27 protein-coding genes are annotated in these 25,483 nt (G+C 41.7%); 23 read left to right on the top strand and 4 right to left on the bottom strand.

What is annotated here, in order from left to right; genetic code table 11:
• Positions 1–22: 22 nt before the first annotated feature.
• Positions 23–1,285, bottom strand: coding sequence for an alpha-amylase family glycosyl hydrolase (locus ACXJIN_RS04245; RefSeq protein WP_456399723.1), 1,263 nt, complete (start codon positions 1,283–1,285; stop codon positions 23–25).
• 103 nt (positions 1,286–1,388) lie between these two features.
• Between ACXJIN_RS04245 and queA the strand changes: the two genes are divergently transcribed.
• The 3 genes from queA to ACXJIN_RS04230 all read left to right on the top strand — a co-directional run bounded on the left by queA (position 1,389) and on the right by ACXJIN_RS04230 (position 5,461).
• Positions 1,389–2,378, top strand: a complete 990-nt coding sequence (gene queA / locus ACXJIN_RS04240; protein ID WP_456399721.1) for a tRNA preQ1(34) S-adenosylmethionine ribosyltransferase-isomerase QueA — start codon at positions 1,389–1,391, stop codon at positions 2,376–2,378.
• A gap of 26 nt (positions 2,379–2,404) precedes the next feature.
• Positions 2,405–3,064, top strand: a complete 660-nt coding sequence (radC, locus tag ACXJIN_RS04235) for a RadC family protein (RefSeq protein WP_456399719.1) — start codon at positions 2,405–2,407, stop codon at positions 3,062–3,064.
• 75 nt (positions 3,065–3,139) lie between these two features.
• The gene (locus ACXJIN_RS04230) at positions 3,140–5,461 is read left to right on the top strand and encodes a methyl-accepting chemotaxis protein (RefSeq protein ID WP_456399717.1); all 2,322 of its coding nucleotides are present in this window, start codon (positions 3,140–3,142) and stop codon (positions 5,459–5,461) included.
• A gap of 65 nt (positions 5,462–5,526) precedes the next feature.
• Here the strand turns inward: ACXJIN_RS04230 and ACXJIN_RS04225 are convergent, their stop codons facing one another.
• The 3 genes from ACXJIN_RS04225 to ACXJIN_RS04215 all read right to left on the bottom strand — a co-directional run bounded on the left by ACXJIN_RS04225 (position 5,527) and on the right by ACXJIN_RS04215 (position 11,046).
• On the bottom strand, positions 5,527–7,548 hold the full coding sequence (locus tag ACXJIN_RS04225) for a methyl-accepting chemotaxis protein (protein WP_456399715.1): 2,022 nt from the start codon (positions 7,546–7,548) through the stop codon (positions 5,527–5,529).
• 46 nt (positions 7,549–7,594) lie between these two features.
• A complete protein-coding gene (locus ACXJIN_RS04220) occupies positions 7,595–8,626 on the bottom strand; it encodes a potassium channel family protein (protein ID WP_456399713.1) in 1,032 nt (343 codons plus the stop codon).
• A gap of 92 nt (positions 8,627–8,718) precedes the next feature.
• Entirely contained in the window at positions 8,719–11,046 is a 2,328-nt protein-coding gene (locus ACXJIN_RS04215; RefSeq protein ID WP_456399711.1) for an Ig-like domain-containing protein, read from the bottom strand.
• Between the two features lie 193 nt (positions 11,047–11,239).
• Between ACXJIN_RS04215 and ffh the strand changes: the two genes are divergently transcribed.
• The 20 genes from ffh to flhB are packed head-to-tail and all read left to right on the top strand — an operon-like array spanning position 11,240 to position 25,482.
• On the top strand, positions 11,240–12,565 hold the full coding sequence (gene ffh / locus ACXJIN_RS04210; protein ID WP_456399709.1) for a signal recognition particle protein: 1,326 nt from the start codon (positions 11,240–11,242) through the stop codon (positions 12,563–12,565).
• Between the two features lie 24 nt (positions 12,566–12,589).
• The gene (gene rpsP / locus ACXJIN_RS04205) at positions 12,590–12,871 is read left to right on the top strand and encodes a 30S ribosomal protein S16 (RefSeq protein WP_456399707.1); all 282 of its coding nucleotides are present in this window, start codon (positions 12,590–12,592) and stop codon (positions 12,869–12,871) included.
• Positions 12,868–13,110, top strand: a complete 243-nt coding sequence (locus ACXJIN_RS04200; RefSeq protein WP_456399705.1) for a KH domain-containing protein — start codon at positions 12,868–12,870, stop codon at positions 13,108–13,110. The genes rpsP and ACXJIN_RS04200 overlap by 4 nt, the downstream gene beginning before the upstream one ends.
• Position 13,111: 1 nt before the next feature.
• On the top strand, positions 13,112–13,621 hold the full coding sequence (gene rimM, locus ACXJIN_RS04195; protein WP_456399703.1) for a ribosome maturation factor RimM: 510 nt from the start codon (positions 13,112–13,114) through the stop codon (positions 13,619–13,621).
• Positions 13,622–14,365: a tRNA (guanosine(37)-N1)-methyltransferase TrmD gene (gene trmD / locus ACXJIN_RS04190; RefSeq protein ID WP_456399701.1), complete on the top strand. Its 744-nt coding sequence runs from the start codon at positions 13,622–13,624 to the stop codon at positions 14,363–14,365. It abuts the gene before it with no gap.
• Positions 14,355–14,939 carry an RNA methyltransferase gene (locus ACXJIN_RS04185; RefSeq protein WP_456399699.1) on the top strand — a complete coding sequence of 195 codons (585 nt, stop codon included), beginning with the start codon at positions 14,355–14,357 and terminating at the stop codon, positions 14,937–14,939. Before trmD ends, ACXJIN_RS04185 begins: the two co-directional genes overlap by 11 nt.
• Before the next feature lies 1 nt (position 14,940).
• Complete coding sequence (gene rplS / locus ACXJIN_RS04180; protein WP_456399697.1) at positions 14,941–15,297, top strand: 50S ribosomal protein L19; 357 nt, start codon at positions 14,941–14,943, stop codon at positions 15,295–15,297.
• On the top strand, positions 15,281–16,114 hold the full coding sequence (gene lepB, locus ACXJIN_RS04175) for a signal peptidase I (RefSeq protein WP_456399695.1): 834 nt from the start codon (positions 15,281–15,283) through the stop codon (positions 16,112–16,114). The genes rplS and lepB overlap by 17 nt, the downstream gene beginning before the upstream one ends.
• A gap of 15 nt (positions 16,115–16,129) precedes the next feature.
• On the top strand, positions 16,130–16,936 hold the full coding sequence (gene ylqF, locus ACXJIN_RS04170; RefSeq protein WP_456399693.1) for a ribosome biogenesis GTPase YlqF: 807 nt from the start codon (positions 16,130–16,132) through the stop codon (positions 16,934–16,936).
• A gap of 16 nt (positions 16,937–16,952) precedes the next feature.
• Positions 16,953–17,186 (top strand): acyl carrier protein, encoded by a 234-nt coding sequence (locus tag ACXJIN_RS04165; RefSeq protein WP_456399691.1) that lies wholly within the window; start codon positions 16,953–16,955, stop codon positions 17,184–17,186.
• 44 nt (positions 17,187–17,230) lie between these two features.
• Positions 17,231–17,893, top strand: coding sequence for a septum site-determining protein MinC (minC, locus tag ACXJIN_RS04160; RefSeq protein ID WP_456399689.1), 663 nt, complete (start codon positions 17,231–17,233; stop codon positions 17,891–17,893).
• Positions 17,894–17,895: 2 nt separating this feature from the next.
• Positions 17,896–18,906: a M20/M25/M40 family metallo-hydrolase gene (locus ACXJIN_RS04155; RefSeq protein ID WP_456399687.1), complete on the top strand. Its 1,011-nt coding sequence runs from the start codon at positions 17,896–17,898 to the stop codon at positions 18,904–18,906.
• Positions 18,896–19,891: a M42 family metallopeptidase gene (locus tag ACXJIN_RS04150; RefSeq protein ID WP_456399685.1), complete on the top strand. Its 996-nt coding sequence runs from the start codon at positions 18,896–18,898 to the stop codon at positions 19,889–19,891. The genes ACXJIN_RS04155 and ACXJIN_RS04150 overlap by 11 nt, the downstream gene beginning before the upstream one ends.
• On the top strand, positions 19,888–20,892 hold the full coding sequence (locus tag ACXJIN_RS04145; protein ID WP_456399683.1) for a M42 family metallopeptidase: 1,005 nt from the start codon (positions 19,888–19,890) through the stop codon (positions 20,890–20,892). The genes ACXJIN_RS04150 and ACXJIN_RS04145 overlap by 4 nt, the downstream gene beginning before the upstream one ends.
• 41 nt (positions 20,893–20,933) lie before the next feature.
• On the top strand, positions 20,934–21,902 hold the full coding sequence (locus tag ACXJIN_RS04140; RefSeq protein ID WP_456399681.1) for a dehydroquinate synthase/iron-containing alcohol dehydrogenase family protein: 969 nt from the start codon (positions 20,934–20,936) through the stop codon (positions 21,900–21,902).
• 60 nt (positions 21,903–21,962) lie between these two features.
• Positions 21,963–22,664 (top strand): hypothetical protein, encoded by a 702-nt coding sequence (locus tag ACXJIN_RS04135; RefSeq protein WP_456399679.1) that lies wholly within the window; start codon positions 21,963–21,965, stop codon positions 22,662–22,664.
• Positions 22,665–22,671: 7 nt separating this feature from the next.
• On the top strand, positions 22,672–23,298 hold the full coding sequence (locus ACXJIN_RS04130) for a ComEA family DNA-binding protein (RefSeq protein WP_456399677.1): 627 nt from the start codon (positions 22,672–22,674) through the stop codon (positions 23,296–23,298).
• Positions 23,299–23,331: 33 nt separating this feature from the next.
• Complete coding sequence (gene fliQ / locus ACXJIN_RS04125) at positions 23,332–23,598, top strand: flagellar biosynthesis protein FliQ (protein WP_456399675.1); 267 nt, start codon at positions 23,332–23,334, stop codon at positions 23,596–23,598.
• 4 nt (positions 23,599–23,602) lie between these two features.
• Positions 23,603–24,376, top strand: a complete 774-nt coding sequence (gene fliR, locus ACXJIN_RS04120; protein WP_456399673.1) for a flagellar biosynthetic protein FliR — start codon at positions 23,603–23,605, stop codon at positions 24,374–24,376.
• A 2-nt stretch (positions 24,377–24,378) separates the two neighbouring features.
• A complete protein-coding gene (gene flhB / locus ACXJIN_RS04115; protein ID WP_456399671.1) occupies positions 24,379–25,482 on the top strand; it encodes a flagellar biosynthesis protein FlhB in 1,104 nt (367 codons plus the stop codon).
• Position 25,483: the final 1 nt, after the last annotated feature.

Here is a 25,483-nt window from a genome sequence, read left to right as displayed (position 1 = left end):
TCCTTCCCCTTTTTTAAGTGCTTTACAAAACGCTTGACAATAAGAGAAAATCTTCAACATCGAAGACGGCATCTCCATTTTCGTCAATTCCAAAAGTGTATGGTATGCCTTTAACGTGATCAAAGGCGTGAACGTATGTGGATTTGAACTTTTCTCCGAACTTCACCTTCACTTTGTGAGCTTGTCCTTCCAAAATTCCAACGTAAAGCAGGAAATACTTGTCCATCTTTCTTAAGATTGAAACGGAATCCCGTGAAGAATCATTTGGCAAAACGTAAATTTCTCCATACCTCATTACGGGCATTCTCTGGCGCAAATTGAGCATTGAAGAAAAGAATTCTTGAAAATCGCTATCTCCTTTTGAAAAGTCCAGCACGTACTCGTTGAATATGTCAGGCTTTTCTTCCAGCGCAAACTCCTGACCATTGTAAATGAGTATTGCACCTTTTTGAATGAATAAGAAAGTTGTCCACGCTTTCAGCTTTTCTTTTGAGACGTAATGCGCGATCCTTTCCTGATCGTGATTTTCGAGGAATCTCAATTTAACATTTCCATCAAAAGCGCTTTTTTGGTATTCAAAATGATTTACGTATTGTTCCAAAGATGTTTTGCCTTCAAAGTGAGCACGCAATATGTCATAACTGTCGTAATCGTACGTTAGATCAAAGGCCTGATACATCTCCACTTCTTTTGATTCTGAAATCCAAAGAAGCTTTTTCATCTGTGAAAGTTCAGCACGTGCCCTATTCCAAAAAGAAATGGGAACCAGCCCTGCAACGTCGCATCTAAAACCATCGATATCGTACTCTTTTACCCAGAATTTCAGTGTGTCTATGAGGTACTTTACGAGATCGTAATTCGAAAAGTCGAAGTCTACAATGTCCGTCCAATCGGCCACCTTTCGAGTTGGACCATTTTCATCTCTCATGAACCAGTCTGGGTGTTCCTTCAGCAAAACTGAATCCGCGGCCATGTGGTTGAAAACCACGTCCATTAACGCTTTCATCTTTAAAGCGTGTATCTTGGAGATCAACCTTTTAAAATCGTCAACACTTCCCAACGATTCATCGATTTTTCTGTAATCTTGTATGGCGTAAGGCGAACCCAATTTTCCCTTTCTGTTTAGTTGTCCCACGGGATGAATTGGCATGAACCATATCGTGTTAACTCCCAAGCTTTTTATCCTTTCAAGGTCTTTTTCAACCTTTTCGAAGCCACCGTACACTCGGGTGAATACTTCATACACGACCAAATCTTCGAGCTTTTTTTCGGTATCAAGCGCCATTTTTATCTCCCTTTTTGAATATACTTCTCCTTAGATGTTATAATTCACACGGTATATTCTAACATGAAAAGCGAACTAAAATTGGTGGATTTGGGAGGAAAAGTTGAAATTAGAAGATTTCGATTACGAAGTTCCAAAAGAAGCAATAGCGCAGGTTCCAGTTCATCCGCGCGATAGCGCAAAGCTGATGGTAATTCACCGCGAAAACGAAAGGATAGAGCACAAAATATTCAGAGACGTTGTGGACTACTTAAAAGAAGGAGACCTGCTCGTTTTAAATGAAACTAAAGTTATAAAAGCGCGTTTACTCGGCAAGAAAACGACGGGAGCGCGAGTTGAAGTTTTCCTTTTGAAAAAAATAGAAAATAGAGTTTGGCAAACCCTTGTTAGGCCAGGTGGAAAGGTAAAAGAGGGAACAGAAGTCGTCTTTTCGAAGTCAATACGCGGAAAATGCATTCGGCATCTAAACGATGGAACCCGATATTTTGAGTTCAATGTCGATGACAAGGAGCTTGAAAGCGTGGGAGAAGTTCCACTTCCTCCTTACATAACAAGCAGAGAAAGCCAACCCGAAGACTACCAAACGGTTTTCGCAAAAGTACCCGGTTCGGTCGCGGCTCCAACGGCTGGTCTTCACTTCACGAATGAACTTCTTGAAAAAATAGAAAGAAAAGGCGTTAAAATACTTAAAGTTCGTCTGGACGTTGGACTTGACACCTTTAAGCCCATAGAAGAGAAAAATATTGAAGAACATAAAATGCACACCGAATTTTACAGAATAGAAGATGAAGTGGCCGAACAGATAAGAAAGAAGAAAGGACGCCTTTTTGCGGTTGGAACAACGGTTGTGAGAACTTTGGAATCGTGGGCAAAAAGTGGCAAGTTAACCGATTACACGAGTTTGTACATCTACCCACCTTATCGCTTTAAGGTGGTGGACGCTTTGATAACCAATTTTCACATTCCAAAATCTTCTTTAATAGTACTCGTTTCAGCATTTGCCGGAAGAGAATTGGTGATGAAAGCTTACAAAAACGCATTGAATAACGGCTACCGTTTTTTCTCATTTGGCGACGCGTGTCTTTTCTTATGAATTGTTTTCAAAAGATGGAGTGAAAAATGGAGAAACCGAGGGAACGAGCTGAAAAGTACGGCATAAGGTCTTTGGAAGATTCTGAACTCGTTGCCATCCTTTTGAGAACTGGAAGAAACGGAAAGAATGTTGTAGAATTGGCAGGGGAAATCATGGCAGCTTTCGATAATTCTTTCTTAAGAATGGAAAGAGCGTGCGTGCAAGAATTTTTAAAAGTGGCTGGCGTGGGCAGGGCAAAAGCTTTGACAATCCAGGCGGCTTTGGAAATAGGAAAGAGAATGTGGAAGGAGTCTTTAAAAAACAGGCAACGCCTTTCAAAAGCCGAAGAAGTCTTTGAGTTCTGCAAGGATATGACGCTTTTAAATGTTGAAACCGTGAGGGTGATAGCGCTTAACGGAAAGCTCGAAGTGGTTTCTTCTAAGGATCTCAGCGTCGGAACGGCAACGACGTCATTGGTTCATCCGCGCGAAGTCTTCGCCTTTGCGCTTTCCTATCCCACATCTGGTATCATATTGGTACACAACCATCCATCTGGTGATCCTTCACCGAGCGAAAACGACAAAAAGGTGACGCGAAAGATAAAAGACGCTTCAAAGATAATGGAAATTCCCCTTTTGGATCACATCATCGTTGCAAGTAAAGGTTATTACAGTTTTTTAAATGACAAATTTCATTTTAAGAAGTGACCTTAGCGGTCGATAATTGTTTGGGAAAACGTGAAATCAATTGGTTGTAAAAATATCAAATCTTGGAGGTGCGATATGAAAGTTTGGCTTAAGATCTCTTTGATCGCCATCATAGTTGGTGCCATTTTGGGCGTTCTGGTCTTCGCCGTCTACATGAAGCGTTTGAGTGTGGACAACGCAATACAAAAGGTGAACGCTTCAACGCAACAGGTTCAGAACGCTTACTCGCAAACGAGAAAAGCTGCGGATCTCAGGTACACATCAACTTTTGCCCTTTCAACTTTGAATCTTGGGGTTTTCAGCTCAACTTCTTCCGATCTTCAACAGCGTGAAAAAGACTTCAACTCTCAGGTTTCCAAAGCCATCGATTTGGTGTCTCAATTTCCAGGTTCAAAAACCACGAAGAATATAAAGGAAGAGCTGAACACTTTAAAAATCAGTGGCGATGCCGTGCTTTTACAGGCGAACTCTTTGATTAGAAACAAACAAAATTTAAAACGTCAACAGCAAAAATTGAAAGATCTACAGATGCAGCTTACGAAACTTGACGGCGAGATGTCAAATCTCTTTGAATATCACAAAAAGCTCTACGACACGATTTCGGCAAGCTACATGGCTATTTCTCAAAAGGCGAACAATCTCACGTCTCTTTCAGGCGATAAATTGAAAGAGGCTCAAAGCAAGATAGCTTCCGAGATAAAAGCTCTGCCAATTTCTCAAACGAGCATAAGCGATCTCGAGAAATTGCTTACAGATCTCGCGAATTACGCCGGGGTTTCTCAGGCAAACGATGCCATAACATCGATGAAATTGGCGGTCAGACAGATAAGACTGGCTTCAAGCAATGAAATTGTTGACGACGATTTGAGCGATTTCAACGTGCATCTGCAGGATTACGAAACGGTTCTTGACATGGGCCTTCTCAATTATGCCGATACTGTGTACGGAAAGATGCTGTTGAAAAGATACGGAGATCTGGCGACAAAGTTCGCGAATTTCATAAAACAGTACTCAGCCATTCAATTCGAATTAAGCTCCCAAAACACGATAGTGAACGGTTATTCGTCTCAAATTGAAAACCAGAGAAAGCTCATATCGACGCTTTTGAACACGAAGGTTAAAGACACATTTGAATCCTTGATTTCTAGCATTTCAACGCTATTCAGCCAATCTGACAAGACACTGAAGGCATCTCTTTCCAACATCCAATCCGCGTCGCAAGACGTTTCAAACGCTTTCAGCTCTCTAATGATACTTTTCTTGATAATAACAGCTGTTGCGATAGCCGCGATGATATTGGCTGCCATATGGCTCATTTTGAACTTCGTCAGAATATTGAACAGGTTAAAAGCCATGGCAAAGAAGATAGAAGAGGGAGACTTAACCTTTGAAATAGAGAGAACGAACAGGAAAGACGAATTTGGAGTGTTGCAAAACACCTTTAAAGATATGGTCGATTCTTTGAAGACAATGGTGAACAACATAAAGGCGAGCGCTGACGATGTGAACGATGGTTCGCAAAATCTGAGCGCCGCTATCGAAGAAAATTCCGCAACCGTTGAAGAAGTGGGAGCCAGTCTGGAAAAGATGAAAAATTCCGCTCAAGAGGCCGTTAACGGCTTAAGCGCGATGGTTGAAAGAATATCCGATCTGGAAAAATTGGAAGACAACACGAATGACAGCGCTCAATCCGTCAAAGAAGCCGCGGAAGGTTCGGTTGGAGTGGCGCATGAAGGCCAAAAGAAGATAGAAAAGATGGTTGATGATTTGTTGCAAACCAAAGAAAGCATCATGGATGGTGTCAAATCCATTGAAAGCCTGAAAGAATCCTACTCATCCATTTCAAAATTCGTTGAGACCATCGAAGCCATAGCCGAACAGACCAACCTCCTGGCACTCAACGCCGCGATCGAAGCTGCTAGGGCTGGAGAAGCCGGAAAAGGCTTCGCAGTTGTCGCGGAAGAGATACGCAGTCTTGCGGAAGAATCCAACAAGGCGGCGGAAGAGGTAAGAAGACAGATAAGTTCTCTTCAGAATGATATTATGGGAACGACCAAAGACATAGAATCCGGCGCCAAGTCAATAGAAGAACTTTCAAGCGAAGCCAGCTCCGTTGTTGACGCCGTTCACAAGATGATTTCCGCCTTTGAAAACATAAACGGCAAGGTGGAGGAAATCACCGAAGCGCTTCAGGCTCAAAAGGTGGAAATGGCCGAAACGGCTGCGGATTCCAAAGAGCGCGAAGAAGCCTTCAAACAGATGATAGAAGATCTTGAAAACGTCTCTGAAAGCTTGAACGAAAGCGGAAGGGCGGTTGCCGATATAGCGAACACGGCCGAAGAGCTGGCAAGGATATCCGAAAAGCTGAACGAATTGACGAAGAGATTCAAAGTTTGACAAAAATGCATTTACAACATAAAAAAGGCGGGACCTTCCCGCCTTTTTTGTTTTTCTCTTTTTCCTTATTCGTATTTCAACTTTGAAAGCTGTCTCTTGTATTCATCGTACGCTTGTTGAAGTTCCCTTACCGCTTGCGCCAATTCTTCTCTTATTTCACCCTGTTCACTTAAGCGTTGCATTAGATGTTCCATTCCTTCATCCATGTTCTGTATTCTGTTGGTTAAATCTGTGATGCCGGACGTGATTTCTTCGGTTGAAGCGCTTTGTTCCTGCGAAGCCGCGGCAATGTTTTCTATTGTGGAAGTTATCTGATTTATATTGGACGCTATCTCTTCGAATTTGGTTGCCATCTCATCCACTTGCTCGGCGCTTTCTGAAACGGATTCGGTCGACTCTTTCGTGGCTTCAACCGCCTGACTGGTCTTCGATTGAACTTCTTCGATTATCTTTGAAATATTGGCAGTTGATTGTTTTGTCTCTTCCGCCAATCCCCTTATCTCTTCCGCGACAACCGCAAAGCCTTTTCCAGCTTCTCCAGCCCTAGCCGCTTCGATCGCGGCGTTGAGCGCCAGGAGGTTGGTCTGTTCGGCTATCTTGTTTATCGCATCCACTATTTCTCCTATCTTCTTTGAAGATTCGTCAAGGCCTTCCGCTATCTTGGCAGTCTCCATTGCCGAATTTTCCGTGTTGGTCATCGAATCCTTCGCCTTGGCGGCTATTTGTGTCAGTTCCTTTATCGTTTCGTCAATATTTGTAGCCGCTTCGCTTGCCTCTTGAGCGGCTTTCGCGAGTGTTTGCGACGCCGAAGCGATCTCTTCGATGCTCGCGTTGGTTTCTTCAACGGAAGAAGCCATGTTTGAAAAATCAGCTTTGGAATTACTCAAAAAGTTTGTTATCTCTTCAGTTATGCCCGCGAGCCTTTCTTCGTGTTCACCCACAATTTGAGACACTTCTCCAACCTTTTCAGAAGAAGTCGCGATATTTTTGATGACCTCTCTCAAATTGTTCAACGCCTTGTTGAAGCGCCTGAATAGATCTCCTATTTCGTCGTTTCGCGTGGTTTTGAATTCGTAAGTCAAATCGTTTTGGTCGAATTTGTTTCCAAGCATCGCAAAGTGTTTCAACGGCTCTGTAGCGTAACTCACACCGAATATCATAGCTGCGACAGCTCCGCCACCTATTAAAACGATCAACAATATGGAAATGTCCCTTACATGATTTATCATATTGGAAATATCGGAAACCGGCGTGATTATCATCGCTATCCATCCGTTTTGAAGCGGGACGAAAGATGTGAATTTCGTTATGCCTTCAAGCGTGTACGTGAGCTCTCCCTCTTTTTGATCTACTATTTTTTTACCCCAATCGTATTTCGCCAAGTTTAACCCTATCAACTTTGGATAAGGATCTACCAAGATCCTTCCATCTTGAGAAAGAATTGCCAAATAAGAATGAGGCGTCAATCGAGCCGATTTCATCATTCCCGCGAGTGCGTCCAAAAAGACGTCGCCTCCCACCACGCCTATCACATTTCCATTTTTATCCGTAACTTTGCACGCGGCGGTCATAACCCATTTTCCGGTAGACGCGTCTCTGTAAGGTTCTGTGATCACCGGACCATCTGCTGCCATTGCGGCTTTGTACCAAGGCCTTACGCGTGGGTCATACCCTTGTGGAAGATCTTGCTTGGGATAAATGAAGAATTTCCCGCTCTTCGTTCCTATGTACAAATCCGAAAAATTCGGGTAGTCTCCGATCGTCGTTTTGAAGTATTTCCTCAGCGCGTTTTCGGAGCTTTCAAATTCTTCTTTCGTCAAATTTGGAGCGGCAAGCAATCTTGGATCTTTTGCGGTATGTCCAATTATTCTCATATCGGTTGTGAAGATCTGGTTCAAAAGTTGCGCATCCAGATTCACGGTGTTAACTTGAGAATTTTTCAAATGGCTCATCAACAGACCATGCATGTTAAAGTAAAAGAACAAGCCTATCACCACGGCTGGAACCATACCTACTACTACGGCCATTACTATAAGAAAATTTCGAAATCTTTTCTTGTCGCTTTTTCTCCACTCTTCCTTTGCCATAAGGCACCTCCTTTGGAATTGTATTTGAAAAATGAATCATTCAAAGTCATTTTAATATTTTTTTCAGCTCTTCTATTTGCTCTTTCTTTCCAAGCACTATAAGCCTCATTCCCTTTTCTACTACAGTTGAACCCGCGGGGTTGAAATTCACGTTTTCGTCCTTTTGAACGGCTATGACTATTAGTCCCACTCTTTGTGGGATCTTAAGCTCAGACAGCGTCTTTCCCGCCGCAGAGCTTTGGACGTCCACAAAAACCTCGTCTATTTCCAGCGTCATTCCCGTTGCCCTGTAAAGCGCATCCATCATCGGGGACACACCCGGATTGGTAACGAGCAACGCCATACGTGAACCCACCATTTCAGTGGACGACACGATGTTGTCAACCCCAGCGTATCCCAGCCTTTTTATGGCCCCAACGTCCGACGCTTTGCTTATGATCTTCAGCTTGTAATTCAAACTTTTCGCCATGAGCGTTATATAGACGTTGAGCGAATCGTCTGGAAGCGTGAGAACCAATGTTTTTGCTCTGAGAATTCCGGCTTTTATCAGCGTGTCTTCATTGGTGGCGTCTCCTATAACGTACGCGAAATTCTTTTCGTTTATGAGTTCCCTCACATTTTCTATTATTTCCTGGCTTGAATCCACCAGAACGTAAGGGTATTTTCTGTTTGTCAGCCTTAATGCCACGTACTTTCCAACTTTTCCCCCACCAACGATCACACAATGATCTTTCATGCTTTCTATCATTTTGTTCACCTTTTTCAGTTCCATGTACTTTTTAATATCTCCGTCCATGAAGAAGGCGGCGAAATTACTAACCGCGTACACAAAGATACTTATTCCACCCATTATCATGATGATTGTGAAAATGTATCCAGGCTTCGTCATCTCTTTTGGAAGACCAAATCCCACGGTGGAAAAGGTTATCATCGCCATGTACAAAGAGGTTAAGAAATCCCATTTTTCTATGATCATGTACCCGCTCGTTGCCACGATTATACCCGTAACCACCAGCAGGAACGAGACGATCATCTTTCGAACCCGGGCTTTGAAAGCTTCCAGCATCAATGGATCCATTTTCCTTCTACCCCTTTGCCATTTGGCATATCAATCCATCTTGGTTTTAAAAGCGAAAGGCAACTATGAAATATTTTATCACGATTTAATGGCTATTTTGTTACGACCGTCTTTTTCAAAGATGAACTATTGCCAAATTCGTCCTTAGAAATAACATTTATTTCATATACCGCCCCCTTCTTAGCCTTAAACGTGAGAGTGGTACGCGTTGAAGGATAAGAGAACACCTTTGAAATGATGGGAATGATATCGGGATACAGATTCGGAGATTTTGATGAGTACACTTCGACTTTAAGACTTTTAACCTTGCTCTCTTTGTCGTAAGTGGTGATATTCACCTTTACTTCTTGTCCAGACGCGACTGTTGAAGGCGCGCTGATGTTCAAGTAAGGCGGGGTTTCATCCTTTTCAACGATGAAATTCGACTGAGCGTACCCTTTATTGGCGTACATATCAACCGCCTCAGCCATTAAAGAATGCACTCCAGATTTCTCTGTTTTTTCCTTGAAAACGTATGGTGGAAGGTATTGGGTATCCTTTAATTTTCCGTCGACGTAGAAATTAACGTAATCTATTTCCGCGTTTGATTTCAGAACATCCGCGGTGGCCACAACACTTTGGCCCACGTACAATTTTGCCGGTTTTATCCTCAAACGCACTATGGGCAATTTTCCCGGATAAACGTAAAAATAAAATGTTTCCGTGGCTTCATGACCGTACACGTCCTTCGCGGCGACTGTGAAGTTGTGCGTTCCGGTCGCTTCCGCTATCCATTTCACGCAGTAAAGTCCGCTCGCGCTCTTAGAAGGCGTGATTGGAACTTCATCCACCCACGTTTTAACATTTTCTATCTCATTTTTGTCGCTCACACTTGCACACAAAGTTACCCTTGAAGATTGTTTTATGAGTGAATTGAATTCGGGCCTTATTACGGGAGCGTTTTCGTTTAGAAGACGTGGAGTGACTTTCACCATAACGGTCGTAGAAGAAACCGTGTTGTAAGAGTCAACCGCACTCACGAGTATTGGTATGTATCCGGCTTTTTTCGGGAGCCAGGATATGGAAAATTCGCCATCATTTCCATTTAGGCTTTCGCCAAGTAGAGAGGAATCCAACATGTTCACAAATGTTACCTTTTTTATCACCGCGCTTGGGGCGGTTGGACTGGCAAAAGCCGTCAAAATTTTGGCAATTCCAACAGTTGCCGTTTGTGTGAATTTGGCTTTCAATTGAGGAGGATACATCAATGGGTTAAAGTTCACCGTGAAAAAGAGCTGTGAATAAGCTTTTTTGTTCATCTTGTCCACGGCTTCAACCTTTATTTCATGGTTTCCATCCGAAGGGAAAAAAGTGTACGATAGGACGTTCGTAGAAACGGTGTCACTTATCGCACCATCGATAAAAAGACTCATCATTTGAATTGGAGCGTAGGAATCCGACGCGTAAGCCTTGACCGTAACTTTATCGCCGTGCTTTGGTGTGGATGGCGTTATTCCAACTTGAACGCTTAAATCGCTTTGATTAGGTTCAATGGAAATATGGTAAATCTTTTTAACGCACCATCCCTTCAAGTCTTCTAAGTTTACTTCCACTTCATGGTAGCCTGATACGATGTCCCACGTTGCGACGTAGGTGTCCGAAGAAATTTGGGTGGTGTTTAAATCGTTTCCATCCACCGAGATGTTAGCGTAAAAACCGTTTGGATCTTCTCCTATAACTTTGAACGTTACGAATCTGTCCTCTAAGCTTGGATTTTGAGGTGTCCATGTAAAAGTCATTATCTTTGGAAAAGGATAAGGACCCACATTTACTATTACTCGAGTTGAAAAAGTGGTACCCATCATGTCCTTTACCGAAATTTCTAAAGCGTGGTCTCCGGGAACAGCATCCCACTTTGCCGTGTACATATCACCGGTGTTGGTGACATTTAGAATTGCCGAATCGAGCTTCATCGTGAGATCTGATATTCCTATTACAGAAGTTGCTTCGGTTTCAAAAGTGATTTGCTCGCCACCAATCGGATTTATCGGATCCCATCTTATCTTTTCCACGGATGGAGGCGAAGGCATCTTTACTTTTAAATATTTCGATGTGCTCACAGAATTTCCATAAGTATCACTCGCAGTGGCCACTATTGTGTGAGTGCCTTCTTGAGCCGTCCAGTAGAAAACGCCACTTGCCGAGTTTCCCGGCAAGGACACGCCATCCACAGCGACGGAATAAGATATATCAGAATAATCATCATTTGATTTAACCGAAACGGTGACCTTTTGTCCCGCGACTGGTGCTGCTGGGAAAAGAGATATAATTGGTGTGGAAGGGGGAGCGACTTTCATACAACCGCTCAAAATCAAAATAGTAGATATCAGAATCATAAAGAGAATCACCATTAAAAGTAGATTGTTACCCTTTTTCTTCAAAATCATCACCCCGCACGTTTTCTATATTATAATTCATTTTTCTTCACCCATTTACCTTTCTTTGAAATAACTAAAAACAGCTTTTTCATGGGAATATTGGCAAAAAGTGGATTTTCACGAAATGTTTCAAAATCTTTAATTGACTTTGTAACACATTCAGGAGTATACTACACACGCAGCTGGAGGTGTAAAAATGTTTGATAACCTTCAAGAAAAATTGGCAGGCGCCTTTAAAATTTTAAAGGGAAAGGGAAAGATAACTGAAAATAACGTGAGAGAAGCTTTGAGGCAGGTCAAAATGTCTCTCCTTTCCGCCGATGTTAATTACAAAGTTGTAAAGGAATTCATGGATAAAGTTACCTCCGAAGCGTTGGGAGAAAAGGTTATGCGAAGCATAACCCCCGATCAACAGTTCATAAAGATCGTTAACGACGAACTTGTCGAGTTGCTTGGAGGGCAAAAAAGCGATCTTGATCTGAAATCCCGACCCGCCGTTATTCTGATGGTGGGCTTGCAGGGAAGCGGGAAGACCACTACAGCTGCCAAACTCGCTTTGTGGTTAAAAAAGAAAAAGGGAAGAAATCCCTTGCTGGTTGCGGACGACGTTCATAGGCCCGCTGCCATTGAACAGCTGGAAACGCTCGGTCAAAGTATAGGTATTCCAGTCTTTACAGGTGATAGAAAAGATCCGTACGGAATAGCGAAAAAAGCCCTGGATTTTGCCGTGGCAAAGGGATTGGATACCGTTATCATAGATACCGCTGGCCGCCTTCAAATAGACGAAGAGATGATGAAAGAAGTTGAAGAAATTTCTAGAATAGTTAAACCAGATGAAATCCTTATGGTGCTCGATTCCATGGCTGGTCAAGATGTTGTTAACGCGGCGGCCGAATTCGATAGAAGACTTGAAGTTACCGGTTTTGTCGTAACAAAATTGGATGGCGATTCGAGAGGGGGAGTCGCGCTTTCAGCCAAGTACGTGACCGGTAAACCGATAAAATTCGTGGGTATTGGTGAAAAGGTCGATCAGATCGACGCTTTTTATCCGGATAGAATGGCTTCAAGAATTCTTGGGATGGGTGACGTTGTTTCACTTGTCGAAAAGGTTCAGGAGAGCTTTGACAAGAAAAAGATGGAAGAGATGGAAAAACGCCTTCGAAAAGCTCAATTCACCTTTGACGATTTTCGTGAACAGCTGAAACAGATAAAGAAGATGGGATCCCTTTCTTCACTTTTGGAAATGATTCCAGGCGCTTCAAAGATAAAGAACGTTCAAGTGGATGAAGATCAACTGAAACACGTTGAAGCGATTATAAATTCTATGACGAAAAAGGAGAGAACAAATCCAGGAATAATAAATTTCTCCAGGAAAAAGAGAATAGCCGCCGGAAGCGGAAGGCCTCTCAGCGAAGTCAACAAGCTCATGAAGAGCTACGATGAAATGAAAAAGATGATGAAGAGGTTTGGAAAATTGGATAAAAAAGGAAAATTGGGAAAATTTCCATTTCAATTCAAATAAAAAACGGAGGTGTTGTGAAGGATCATGGTAAAGATAAGACTTACCAGAATGGGAAAGCGTGGACAGCCTTTTTACAGAGTTATAGTTGTGGATGCAAGAAAAACGAGAGACGGTGCCTACATCGAATCGCTTGGGTATTACAACCCAATGAGAAAGCCATTTGAGCTTAATATCGACAATGAAAGAGCGCTTTTCTGGCTTGAAAGGGGAGCTCAGCCGACAGATACAGTAAGATCGCTGCTTTCAAAAAATGGTGTCATGCAAAAGTTCCATGAAAAGAAGTACGCCAAAAGCTCTAAGGAGTGAGAAACTTGGACCTGTTAGAGCCGCTTGAATTTCTCGTAAAAAGCGCATGTAAAGAGCCTGAATTGGTTAAAATAAACGAAAAATTTGAAGGAAAAAAGACGATTTACGAGATATTCGCGTCAGATGAAGACATAGGTCAGATAATCGGTAAAAATGGACGAACGATAAAATCAATAGACCTTTTGTTGAGAACTTTAAAGAAGGGAAATGGCGAGTTTGAACTCAAGGTGATAAGGTGAGATGAATAAACGTCACGTTGAAATCGGTAAAATTTACACCACTTTTGGTTTGAAAGGCGAAGTAAAGGTTTACGCCTATGAAAAGAGCCTTTTTGGGAATTTGAAAGGAAAGAGCGTCTGGATAGAAGATGGCTCTTCTTCCCTTCAGGTTAAGATCAAAAATGCGAAGCCTTCCAAGAAAAACGATTTTTTAGTCAGCTTGGAAGGATTCGATAACATCAACAAATCCAAAAGGATTGTAGGAAAAGCCATAACGGTTGAAGAAGGTGAACTTCCACCGATTGAAGAAGACGAGTACTACTTTTATCAGGTAATTGGAATGGAAGTTTACGACGAAAATGAAAATTACATTGGAGAAGTGGTGGATATAATCCAAACCGGTTCCAACGACGTTTTTGTGGTGAAAAAAGGAGAAAGGGAAGAAGTGCTTGTTCCTGTAATAAAAGACTACATCATCAAATTGGACAAAGCACATTCTAAAATAAAGATGAAGAAGATGGTGTGGTATTAGTTGAAGGTAGAAGTTGTAACCACCATTCCAGCGTTTTTCGATGCCTTTAAGCGTTATGGAGTCGTTGGTAAGGCGATTCAAAGAGGTGTTATTGATTTCACAACAATTGATCTCAGGAAGTACACGCACGATTCCCACAGAACAACAGACGATTACGCTTACGGCACAGGCATTGGGATGGTGATGAAAGTAGAGCCGGTCTTTGAAATGTTTGATGATTATCTCTCGAATTTTCCACGACCATGGGTTGTGTATCCTTCCCCACAGGGCGAAAGATTTGATCAGGAAAAGGCAAAGGCTCTTGCGAAGAAGAAAGATTTGATGTTCATCTGTGGAAGGTATGAAGGTTTGGACGAGAGGATAATGACAATAGTCGATGAAGAGATATCAATTGGAGATTTCGTTGTGAGCGGTGCTGAGATCGTGGTTATGGTATTCTTGGATGCCATTGCTCGAATGGTTCCCGGGGTGGTTGGCAAGAAACAATCCGTGGTAAATGACTCTTTTTACAACGAACTTTTGGACTACGTTCACTATACCAGACCCGTGGAATTCAGAGGAATGAAAGTTCCAGAGATATTGAGAAGTGGCAATCATGCTAAGATAGGCAGATACCTTTTGAAAGACGCTTTAAAAAGAACTATACAAAAGAGACCTGATCTCTTCTTGAAACATGATTTCAGCTTGGAAGAAAAGGCGGCGCTCATCGAGCTTTTCAAGGAGATGCTGGACAATGCTGAATAAAATCTACGTGGCGGTTTTGCACTACCCAATGCTTGGCAAAGATGGAAGAATAGTGACAACTGCCGTTGCAAATATGGATGTGCACGATATAGCTCGAAGTTGCAGGACTTATCAAATTAAGAGATATTACATAGTAAACAATTTGCCGATGCAGAGACAAATTGTTATGAGAGTTCTAAATTACTGGAAGAGTGGTTTTGGGAGGGAATACAATCCTTCTCGTGCCGAAGCGCTAAAGCTTGTAAAACTCGTGCCTTACTATGAAGATCTGATTGAAGAAATTACAGAAGAAAACGATGGAATTGCACCGTTAAAAGTTTTTACATCAGCCAAAAGCAGAGACAACACCATCTCTTATAAAGAGATGAAAGAGTTGGCGATCAAGGAAAAAAAGCCTATTTTGCTTCTATTCGGGACCGGTCAGGGAATGCCAAACGAAATTTTGAAAACGTGCGAGCTTTCCCTTGAACCTATAAGAAGCAAATCGGATTACAACCACCTTTCAGTTAGATCTGCGGTTTCAATTACATTGGACAGAATAATAGGAGAAAATGTTTATCAAGGAGGGAAATAAAATGGATCAATTAATCAGGGCCGTTGAAATGCCTTACAAGAAAGAATGGCCCAAATTGGCAATAGGAGATCACGTTAAGGTTCTAACGGCCGTGGTAGAAGGAGGAAAAGAAAGGGAACAACTTTTTGAGGGATACGTTATAGCCATGTCCGGAGCGGCCGGAGGAAGAACATTTACCGTTAGGAAGATTTCTCACAACGGTATCGGAGTGGAAAAGATCTTTCCGTTTTCGTGTCCAACAGTTAAAGACATAAAAGTCGTGGGCCATGGAAAAGTGAGAAGGGCAAAATTGTATTACATTAGAAACCTTAAAGGTAAAAAGGCCCGAATAAAGGAAAAACGTGAAACCAAAAAGTGATATAAAGGAAAAAAAGAAAGAAAAAGTGATATATCAGAAAGCGAAACACGAGGCCTGGGAATGGGCGAAGGCTTTCGTGGTCGCTTTCTTGATAGCAATAGCGATCAAGCTGTACGTGTTGGACACGATGGTGGTACCAACTGGTTCCATGTTGCCAACGATTCAACTGAACGATAGAATGTTCGTAGACAAGATAACTTCCCATTATCAATGGCCAAAAGTGGGAGAAATAGTCGTCTTTTGGACGCCATTCATTGATAAAAGCGCTTTAAGCATGTTAGGACCATTTGATAGATTGATGGACGCTTTGAGTCCCGTAAGGTTTCACGGGCACGTTAAGTACGTGAAAAGGCTTGTAGGCGTTGGTGGAGATGTTTTAAAGCTTGTTCCGGCGAAGGGACATCCCTATCTTTACCACTTAGAAGTCAATGGTAAAATTCCCGATTCCCTTAAAAATAGACTTTATTCTAAACAGGGTATCTTTGCGGACCCAAATTTCTACAAAAAATTTGCTTACCCTCAAAAGTACCCCTTTGATCCAAATTACAGGCTTTTGATGTATTTCAACAAGGATACGGATTACACTAAAGTTTATGAGAAATACGTCAAATTGTGGGGAAATTACGTAAAGGTTGACAATGCTGGAAATGTCACAATTTACGTGCCAAAGGGATTTTTCTTTGTGATGGGTGACAACACTACGGACTCATTTGACAGCAGATATTGGGGATTTGTGCCCGATAACAACATGGTGGGAACACCGTTCTTAAGAATCTGGCCTTTAAACCGTTTTGGTACCGTGAATCTAAGACATTAGGGGTAGGGTGTGATTATGGAAATAGAAGTGTGGTATCCCTCTCATATCGAAAAGGCAAAAAAAGCATTGAAGTCTTTAACTAAGACGGTAAAAGGGGTTGTTGAAATAGTAGATGCGCGTGCGCCAATGGCCACGCGTCCTTTAGATATAGAGCCTTATTTCAAGGACAAATCAAAGATGATTTTTTTGAACAAGAGCGATTTGGCAGAACCCAACGTAACGAATAAATGGCTTGATGCTTTTTCAAAAAGGGGAATTAAGGCTATGGCGGGCTCTTTAAAGGAAATGAGAAATGTGAATAAGATTTTCGAGCCGTTTAAGAGCGCAAAAGAAGTAAACATAGCCATTGTGGGAATGCCAAATGTTGGAAAATCGACTTTGGTCAACATGATAAAAAGGAGAAGATCAGCATCGATTGGAGACAAACCTGGAGTTACAAGGGCAGTCCAATGGATAAGGGTTAGCGACCAGCTAAGAGTTCTGGATACCCCGGGTGTTACATATCCGAAGATATTCAACGATCTCCTTTACGCAAAACTCGGTTTGTGCAATGTCATAGACGTTGAAAAGATAGATTTTGAAGCCTTGATATATTACGAACTTAACCTGTTGTGCAAGATTCATCCCGAGGTGTTTGAAAGGATAGCAGAAGGTACATCTGTTATGGAAAGAGTTGAAAATTACGCCAAAAAGCGCCATTTTTTGCTAAAAGGCGGTATCTTAGATATGAATAGGGCACTTTTAACGCTTCACCGAGAAATAACTCATGGTGAGTTTGGAAGAATTTCATACGAAAAGCCTGAAGAATTTGATAAAATCTGAACAGGAGGGAAATAAAATGGATGACATTTTTGAAAAAGTGAAGAACATCATATCCGATAAGCTTGGTGTTGAAGCTTCAAGTATAAGTGAAGATTCTTCTTTTATAGACGATTTGGGAGCCGATTCTTTGGATGTGGTCGATATAGTGATGGCTTTTGAAGATGAGTTTGGCATCAAGGTTGAAGATGAAGATTTGGAAAAGTTTTCTACAGTTAAAGATGTTGTGAATTACATTAAATCAAAGATGTGATTGCCCGCTGATTTATCGATTGATTAACCATAGAGGGGTGAATGATGGGTAGTGTTGATCTCAGAATGACGAAACGGGGAGTGGTACTTTTCATAGAAAGCTATGATGAGCTTTCCCAGCTTTTTGCAGACATTACCAACAAAATTTCCCAGTTAGAAGGTTTTTTCTCAACGGGAGACAAGCTGTCAATAATGATGAAAGACAGGGAAAAGTACTCAAAAGATATAACCGATATAGTGTCTTTCGTAGAAGAAAAGGGGTTCAAGGTTGGAGAAATACTTGTAGGAGAAATGAATAGAAAAACTCCCAACAGAATGTCGGTAAAACAAAAATTAAACGTTGTGGAAAGTGAAACGAAGAAACGTTTGAATCCAACAAAGGTAATTAAGAAAACCATTAGATCAGGTCAGGCCGTTGTTCACGATGGTGACGTTATCATCATGGGAAATTTGAATTCCGGTGGAGAGATAATATCTGCCGGAAATGTTGTTATTTTAGGGGAAGCAAAAGGAGTCATAAGAGCGGGTGTTAAGGGAGAAGAGGATGCCATTATTTACGCCGTTGTGATGAATCCAGAACTTGTTCAAATAGCCAAACATGTGGCCCACCTGACTGAGGTCTCTGAAAATTCCATTGCTCACGTAAGAGGTGGTAAAATAGTCTTTGAAAAATACGACAATTTGAATTTTTCCAACGGGAGAGGTTAAAATTGGATAAAATTGAAGAGCTACTGAAAAAACTTTCTCAAGCCTTTGGACCTTCTGGGTATGAAGATGAAGTTGTTGATGTTGTTGAAAAAGAATTGAATGATATTTGCGATTTACATCGTCTTTCATCGAATTCGCTTCTGGCAATTTTAAATGGAAATAAAAAAGGGAAGATGCTTTTTTCTGCTCATTTAGATGAGGTTGGTATTATGCTTTCAAAAATAGAAAATGGTTACGCGCGCATCGTACCGGTGGGGGGAGTCGACCCAAAAATTCTTCCCGCGCAGAAGGTGAAGATAAGGACAAGTGAAGGTTTTCAACACGGTGTAGTGGGTATGCTTGCTCCTCACCTTCAAAAAAAAGGGAAAAAGGGCAATGTCACTTTTGATTCGCTCTTTGTCGACTTAAGTTGTGCCCCAGCGGCAAAGGTGGGAGACGTTGCCGTTGTTGAAACATCGCCTTTTAAAATGGGAAAACACCTTTTTTCAGGGAAAGCCATGGATGACAGAGCAAGCGCGGCGGCATTGATAACAGCCATGAAAATGCTTGCTGATGTGCAAAATCGGCCAAATGTGTATGCACTCTTTTCATCAAGAGAAGAAGTGGGAATGATAGGGGCGATGACCGGGACTTTTGAAGTTAAACCGGATGTTGGAATTGCCGTAGACGTTACATTTGCCGATAATTCTTCAGGCAACGCGCCGGATTTAAGGCTCGGAAAGGGTCCTGTTCTATCATTTGGAGTGGGAACATACCGTAAGATGTACGATGTTATGCGTGAAGTCGCAGAAAATGAAAATGTGAAATATCAAATTGAGCCAATTCCAGGAAGGACCGGAACCGATGCCGATGCCATTCAGCTTACTTACAAGGGCGTTCCCGCTATGCTCGTATCCATTCCGGAAATGTTCATGCACACACCGGTTGAAGTTGTCAATATGAAAGATCTGTGGGAAACGGCAAGGCTGTTAAGCGCTTTTGCAGTTAAATGGGGTGAAAGGTATGCATCTTGAAAATCTTTCCAATATACAGGCCATTTCAGGCTTTGAAGATGGCGTGGTGAATTACGTTAAAAGGGTGCTTGATTCTCACAGTTACGAATACAAAGAAGATTTTATGAAGAATTTAACCGTTTTTATGCCAGGCAAAAATCACGATTTTAAAATGGGAATTTTTGCCCATATGGATGAAGTTGGCCTTATGGTGACAAGGATAAAAGACGATGGAAGCGTGAAGTTCACAACGGTTGGAGGCGTGGATGCAAGGGTTCTTCCGGGAAAAAAAGTGAAAATTGGAAACGAAGTTGAAGGTGTGATCGGTTTTAAACCGATACATTTACAGAAAAAAGATGAAGTTCCTACTGTGGAAGAGCTTAGCGTGTTCGTTGAAGATACTTCAAAAATTGAGGTGGGAGATCCGATTTTTTTCACTACTGAATTCAAATCCTGCGGAAGTTATTACGTTGGAAAAGCTTTCGATGATAGAGTGGGATGCGCGATCATGCTGAATTTAATTGAAGAATTTGAAGATGAAAAGCCTCCCTTCGATCTTTACCTTTCTTTCGTTTCGCAAGAAGAAGTGGGACTGAGAGGAAGCGCTGTGGCGGCTGCAAATTTGGACATAGATACGGCACTTGTTATAGAAGGAACGACTGCCGGCGATAATCCGGAATTGGAAGAAGAGCATTGGGCTTCGCATGTGGGTGATGGTCCCGTTTTGATAGCCGTTCACAGTGGTTATATCGTAGACAAGAACATTTTTGAATCCCTTGTAAAAACGGCTCAAAATGAAAAGATCGCTTATCAGGTAAAGAGAAGGACGGCTGGTGGTACCGATGCGGCGAGAATAGCCAGAACGTTTTCCGGAATTCCAACGGGCGTTTTGGCCGTTAGCACGAGATACATTCATTCACCGGTTTCGTTGATATCTAAAGAGGATTTTGAAAACACTTATAAGCTTGTAAAGGCTTACATCGAGAGCGAGGTGCTTGTGCATTGAACCTGGAACATCTAAAGAAGTTACTCACGGCTTTTGGTCCAAGTGGCCGAGAGGAGAAAATAAGAAACACGATAATAGAGTTGATAAGGGATCACGTAGATGGATACAAAGTGGATAAAGTTGGAAATTTGATAGCTTGGAAAGAAGGAAACGGCGAAAACAAAAAGAGAATCCTTTTAGACGCTCACATGGATCAAATTGGCTTCGTGGTAACGCATGTGGATAAAAATGGATTTCTGAGAGTAGAACCTGTAGGAGGAATTTTGCCTCAGGTCGTATACGGAAGCCGCTTGAATTTCGATGGAATTACAGGCATCGTTGGAATAGAAAAAGAGAGCAGGGAAAGTTTCGAAAAGAATTTAAAAGAGATGAGCTTCGATAATTTATACGTTGATGTTATGGGACAGACTTCAAAAGTGTCGGTCGGTGCCTTTGGAATTTACGATTCTTATCCGGTTTTTGAGAATAACTTGGTTGCATCGCTGGCGTTAGATGATAGAATTGGATGCGAAATCCTTGTTGAGTGTCTTACAAGCGATGAAAGACCTTACAACGATCTTTACACGCTTTTTGCCGTTCAGGAAGAACACAGCTTATTAGGCGCTGCCGTGGGGGGCTTTGAAGTTGATCCGGATTTGGCAATTGCCATAGACGTAACAGATAGCGCAGATGTGCCAAAAGCCAATAAAAGGGTTTCCATGATTATGGGAAAGGGACCCGCCATAAAAGTAAAGGATTCCATGAGCGTTTCGAATCCAAAAGTGGTTGATTTTTTGAAAAAAGTGGCCGAAAAACACGCTATAGAGTACCAATTGGAAGTGCTTCCATTTGGAGGTACAGACGCTTATTCTCTGGAAAGGGTTAAAAATGGAATTCCAACAGCTGCCATTTCAATACCGACGAGATACATCCATACACCATCCGAAGTGTGCAACTTGAACGATGTGGAAAAAGCCATCACGCTTGTTCGTACAGTGGTAAATGAGGAGGTTATACTCTGAAAGTAGTAAGCTACTCTCCGGAACTTTCAAGGTTAGATGCCATGGAAGTTTACCTTTTGAATTTGAAAAAGGAATTGCTTCCTTTGATGGATTCTTTGTACCCCGGCAGAGAGATCTTTTACATTGTCGACTCTAAAGTAAAACTCTTTCATCCAGAGATTGGAAATTCAATGAGCTCTCTTCCCATGTTTGCGGGTGAAAGGGCGAAATCAATAGTTGGCGTGATGGACATACAGAATCAATTGATAAATTTGGAAGAGAAAAATCCAGTAGTCGTAGCCATAGGCGGCGGAAGTGTCTTGGACGTTTGCGGTTTTGCTCTTGCAACATTTGCAAAAAAGCTGAAGGTCATTTTCATTCCTACCACGTTTAGCGCACAACTTGAAGGTTTTTTTAAAGATGAAAGTTACATCAATTTCGATAGAGTCAAAGATGTTATGAAGGTTAATTTTCATCCAGACGAACTTGTGATTGTAAGCGAATTTTTCAAAACTCAGAAGTTTGAGGAGAGAAAAGCCGCTTTCATCCATGCGCTATCGTTAGGTCTTTCGCATTCTGAAAGATTTTTTGAAGCCACTTTGAAAATTTTGAATTCCAAGCTGTTTGAAAGCGATGAGATGATAAAGTATTTGCTCTTTGAAAGTTTAAGAACGCGTGCCAATGTGAACGGAAAAATGGTCGGTGAAGAGAGCGCAAGAATGTTGATCAGCGCCTCAAAATTGGAAATGCCTTACCTGACGGCTTTGCAATACGGCGTTTTGATAGAGTCATTTATCTCTATGAAACTCGGTTTTCTTTCAAAAGATTTATTTGAAAGGGTTTATCGCGCGGTGATTTTGTGTTCGAAGGAACACTTTGATCTTTCTGGAGCCGTTGAGACTTTATCTTATTTTGAAGAGCCCATGGTGGTACATTTACCGGTGAAAATAGGCTCTGTTATGGAATACAAAATCTTCCCTGGCTTTTTAAGTGAAATGATATACTCTGCTCACTTTCAGGGGTATCTGTAGGGCTGGAGTGCGGATAAGAAAAACGAAAGTTAAAGATAAAGGAGAAGGGAGATATAGATTATGAGCAAGGATAACAATGCCTATTACGTTGCCAGATTGGTAATACTTTTAAGCCTGATAGGCATAGTGCTGATTCTGATAGGCTGGATGGTAGGTTTGAACGGAAAAGTCAACAGTATGGCAACTTCTGTGAAGAATGAGAATGAAAAGATCTCACAACTTTTAACGGCTGTGGCGAGCGTTACAGAAAAGGTTGAAAGCCTTAGCGCTTCAAGGTTGTCAAATAACGTAACTGTGAGCTTACCTTCATTAAGTGCTACAAGCGTGACTGTTCAACCGTTGGAGTACACTTCTTTGCTGAGAGATGCGCCATTGAGCTTATCTTCAAGTGTCACGCTTTCCACTATATCGTCAACCAATTTAAATGCTTTTAAAGCGGTGCTTTCAAAGTACACTATTTACGAGATAACTCAGGCCAATGGAAAGTATTATCTATCTTATCCAGCTTCATTTGGAAAAACCTATTCTTTTCAAGTTTTATCTTCTCCTTATCCGGACAGGGTATTGGATATAGTGAAGACTCTCAGAACTATGGGGCAACCTGCCTTTAAGATAGACTACGCAAACCAATCTGCGCTTTTCCTAGGAGTTTTTCCAACGCCGTCTGAAGGAAAAGCCTATCGTAGCACTTTAAACGCTTCTTCTCTTGTGAAGGTTTTAGGAACGAAGCCATCGGAGTGGGTGCTAAGGCACATTCCATGAGGAAAAGATGAGTACGAAAAGCAGGATAATGATTGGAATCGCCTCTTTGATTGTTTTAACAGGGGCGATTGTTGTTTTCACACCTTTTAACTCTTTTGTAAGAAGAACAAGAAAGCCTTCCAATGTTGTATCGAACGAAAAAGTTGAAAGCGCCAAATTTTCTCTGATAAATGTTAACGAAGCGGATGTGAAAACTTTGGAAAAACTTCCTGGAATAGGTCCAACTAAGGCAAGAGCCATAGTTGAGTACAGAAATGAACATGGCAGTTTTTCGTCTTTAAAGTCGTTGCTCAACGTCAAGGGAATAGGTCAGGCAACTTTGAAAAGAATGGAAAAGTTTTTAACTGGTTTCGTTTCTTCGCCCGCTGGTGAGTCCGACGATACTGATGTGGTTAAGAAAGAGAATGTGAAAACTTCAGGCTCTTTAAATCAAAATGCTTTGATAGATATAAATCACGCTGATATCATGGAAATAGCGAAATTACCGTACATAGGAATGGCAAAGGCAAAGGCTATAGTTGAGTACAGAAATGAGCATGGTCTTTTTAAGAATGTCCAGGATTTGAAGAAGGTGAAAGGAATTGGTGATAAAATCGTTCATAAGATAGAAAAGTTTATTGAGATAAGGCGCTAAAGTGGTATATTAATTCTTAAGAGGTGGTTTTCAATGACTAGTGATGTCTTCATGGATGTGGTAAAACAGGGAATTTTCATTCTTTTAACCGTTATAACGCCCGTAATGGTGTTGAGTTTGTTGGTTGGTTTGACGATAAGCGTATTTCAAGCCGTAACGCAAATAAACGAGCAAACTCTGACTTTTGTCCCCAAAATACTCGTTGTCTTTTTAACTCTGGCGGTAACTGGAGGTTGGATAATGCAAAAGATGGTGGAATACGCTCAAATGTTGTGGACACAGTATTTGGCAATGATATGAAGATATGAGTTTTCAAGCTTTTCTTCAAAATAATTTTTTAACTTGGATGATGATAATGGCGCGAGTGACGGGATTGTTCTCTTTTTCTCCCTTTTTAGGCGCGCCTTTTATTCCAAGAAGCGTTAGAATTTTGATCATCGTTATCTTTTCATGGCTTTTGATTCCTTACTCCGGGGTTGTTATTTCCTTTTCAATCCCGGTGGGTATCATTGTGTGGATGATCTTGCTTAACTTTACAGTAGGAATGGCAATTGGCCTTTTCGCAACGATTTTTTTTGAAGCCGTTCAATTTGCGGGAAGGGTATACGGCTATCAAATAGGCTTTGCCGTTGCGAACGTTTTAGATCCACAAACTCAATCACAGGTTCCAATTTTAGGGCAGTTAACTTACCTGATAGCGGCCTTTTTGTTTGTATCCATGGATGGGCCGGCCATACTGTTGCTGGCAATGGCGAATTCGCTGAAAAAAATTCCAATTGACTCGTTGGTACTCGGAACGAATTTCGTTCCACTTTTTTGGAAAGAAGTGGGCACGATCTTTTCTCTTGGACTACAAATAGGTTTTCCGATCATAGCTTTTATGCTTATAGTTACCATAGTTTTGGGAGTTATGGCTAGGATAATGCCGCAAATGAACGTTTTCATGGTGGGAATGCCTCTAGACGTTTTCGTCGGCTTGATAATGTTTGCGATGCTAATACCAATATGGTTCACGCTTTTTGGAAACCAAATCGCTGAGCTCTCGACAAAATTGGCTATGCTTATAGGTGGAATGTAAAAGTGAAAGATAGAAAAGCGGCTGAAACGATGTGGATCGACCTGGGAGTGTTTGCCGATCCGGAAAAAACAGAAAAGGCGACGCCTAGAAGGAGAAAGAAGGCCAGGGAAGAAGGAAACGTTTCGCAGTCCCAGGATTTGAACATGGCAATTTCTCTTTTAAGTGTTTCAAGTGTCGTATATTTCACGTTTGCCGGTTTGTACCATTCTTTTGTTAAGATACTTCTGGTGATGACCGATGGCTTTGGCGGAGCGGCAACTATGTCAATACCGCAAGCAATGCACTATTTAGCTTTTGCTTTTTCCGCCGCGCTTTCGTGGTTGTTAATGGTTATGATCGTGGGACTAATGGGAGCAGCTTTGCCCTCCATGCTTCAAACGAGATTTTTATTTTCTTTAAAGGCCTTAGTACCAGATTTGAACAAGTTGAACCCAATTGAAGGTTTTAAAAAGATGTTCTCGTTGAGAACTGTTTTTGAGTTCATAAAGTCATTGCTTAAAATGGCGGTGATCGCTTACATCGGATACGTTTCCATAGTGCACGCGTGGCCTGGTTTGTTTGCCATGTCTGAAAAGCCGTTAGAAGCTTCTGCATTAGCTTTAGGCTCTTTTATGTACCATATGATAATGGAAATAGGGTTGGCGCTTCTGGCAATTGGAATATTTGATATATACTATCAGAGATGGGAATACGAAAGATCATTGAGGATGACAAAAAAAGAAGTAAAGGATGAAATGAAAGATACCGAAGGAAATCCGCTCATAAAGAACAAACAAAGGCAAAAGATGATGCAGCTTGCCAGAAGTCGTATGATGCAGAACATACAAAACGCCCAGGTTGTCGTTACAAACCCTACGCACGTTGCCGTTGCCATAGAATATCATGAAGATATGAACGCTCCAAAAGTCGTGGCAAAGGGTGCCGGCGAAGTTGCCGAAAGAATAAAGAAAGAAGCGAGAAAGTATGGTATTCCCATTCTGAGGAATCCTCCTTTGGCACGAGATTTGTTCAAGAGCGTTGAGATAGGCGAAGAGATTCCATCTCGTCTTTACAGGTTAGTGGCGGAATTGTTGGTCACTGTCTACAAGATGAAGAACAAAGCTTGAG

Source organism: Mesoaciditoga sp. (genome assembly GCF_054006115.1).
The sequence above is the reverse complement of the archived record's forward strand: the minus strand, read 5'-3'. Positions and strand labels throughout refer to the sequence as shown.

Excerpts from the sequence above, each read along its gene's own strand:
- ACXJIN_RS04245 (WP_456399723.1), bottom strand. The coding sequence starts at position 1,285 with ATGGCGCTTGATACCGAAAAAAAGCTCGAAGATTTGGTCGTGTATGAA.
- fliQ (WP_456399675.1), top strand. The coding sequence starts at position 23,332 with ATGACTAGTGATGTCTTCATGGATGTGGTAAAACAGGGAATTTTCATT.
- rimM (WP_456399703.1), top strand. The coding sequence starts at position 13,112 with ATGAATAAACGTCACGTTGAAATCGGTAAAATTTACACCACTTTTGGT.
- ACXJIN_RS04130 (WP_456399677.1), top strand. The coding sequence starts at position 22,672 with ATGAGTACGAAAAGCAGGATAATGATTGGAATCGCCTCTTTGATTGTT.
- minC (WP_456399689.1), top strand. The coding sequence starts at position 17,231 with ATGGGTAGTGTTGATCTCAGAATGACGAAACGGGGAGTGGTACTTTTC.
- ACXJIN_RS04150 (WP_456399685.1), top strand. The coding sequence starts at position 18,896 with ATGCATCTTGAAAATCTTTCCAATATACAGGCCATTTCAGGCTTTGAA.
- fliR (WP_456399673.1), top strand. The coding sequence starts at position 23,603 with ATGAGTTTTCAAGCTTTTCTTCAAAATAATTTTTTAACTTGGATGATG.
- ffh (WP_456399709.1), top strand. The coding sequence starts at position 11,240 with ATGTTTGATAACCTTCAAGAAAAATTGGCAGGCGCCTTTAAAATTTTA.
- ACXJIN_RS04135 (WP_456399679.1), top strand. The coding sequence starts at position 21,963 with ATGAGCAAGGATAACAATGCCTATTACGTTGCCAGATTGGTAATACTT.
- rplS (WP_456399697.1), top strand. The coding sequence starts at position 14,941 with ATGGATCAATTAATCAGGGCCGTTGAAATGCCTTACAAGAAAGAATGG.
- ACXJIN_RS04165 (WP_456399691.1), top strand. The coding sequence starts at position 16,953 with ATGGATGACATTTTTGAAAAAGTGAAGAACATCATATCCGATAAGCTT.
- ACXJIN_RS04225 (WP_456399715.1), bottom strand. The coding sequence starts at position 7,548 with ATGGCAAAGGAAGAGTGGAGAAAAAGCGACAAGAAAAGATTTCGAAAT.
- ACXJIN_RS04185 (WP_456399699.1), top strand. The coding sequence starts at position 14,355 with ATGCTGAATAAAATCTACGTGGCGGTTTTGCACTACCCAATGCTTGGC.
- ylqF (WP_456399693.1), top strand. The coding sequence starts at position 16,130 with ATGGAAATAGAAGTGTGGTATCCCTCTCATATCGAAAAGGCAAAAAAA.
- radC (WP_456399719.1), top strand. The coding sequence starts at position 2,405 with ATGGAGAAACCGAGGGAACGAGCTGAAAAGTACGGCATAAGGTCTTTG.
- rpsP (WP_456399707.1), top strand. The coding sequence starts at position 12,590 with ATGGTAAAGATAAGACTTACCAGAATGGGAAAGCGTGGACAGCCTTTT.
- ACXJIN_RS04220 (WP_456399713.1), bottom strand. The coding sequence starts at position 8,626 with ATGGATCCATTGATGCTGGAAGCTTTCAAAGCCCGGGTTCGAAAGATG.
- ACXJIN_RS04230 (WP_456399717.1), top strand. The coding sequence starts at position 3,140 with ATGAAAGTTTGGCTTAAGATCTCTTTGATCGCCATCATAGTTGGTGCC.
- ACXJIN_RS04140 (WP_456399681.1), top strand. The coding sequence starts at position 20,934 with ATGGAAGTTTACCTTTTGAATTTGAAAAAGGAATTGCTTCCTTTGATG.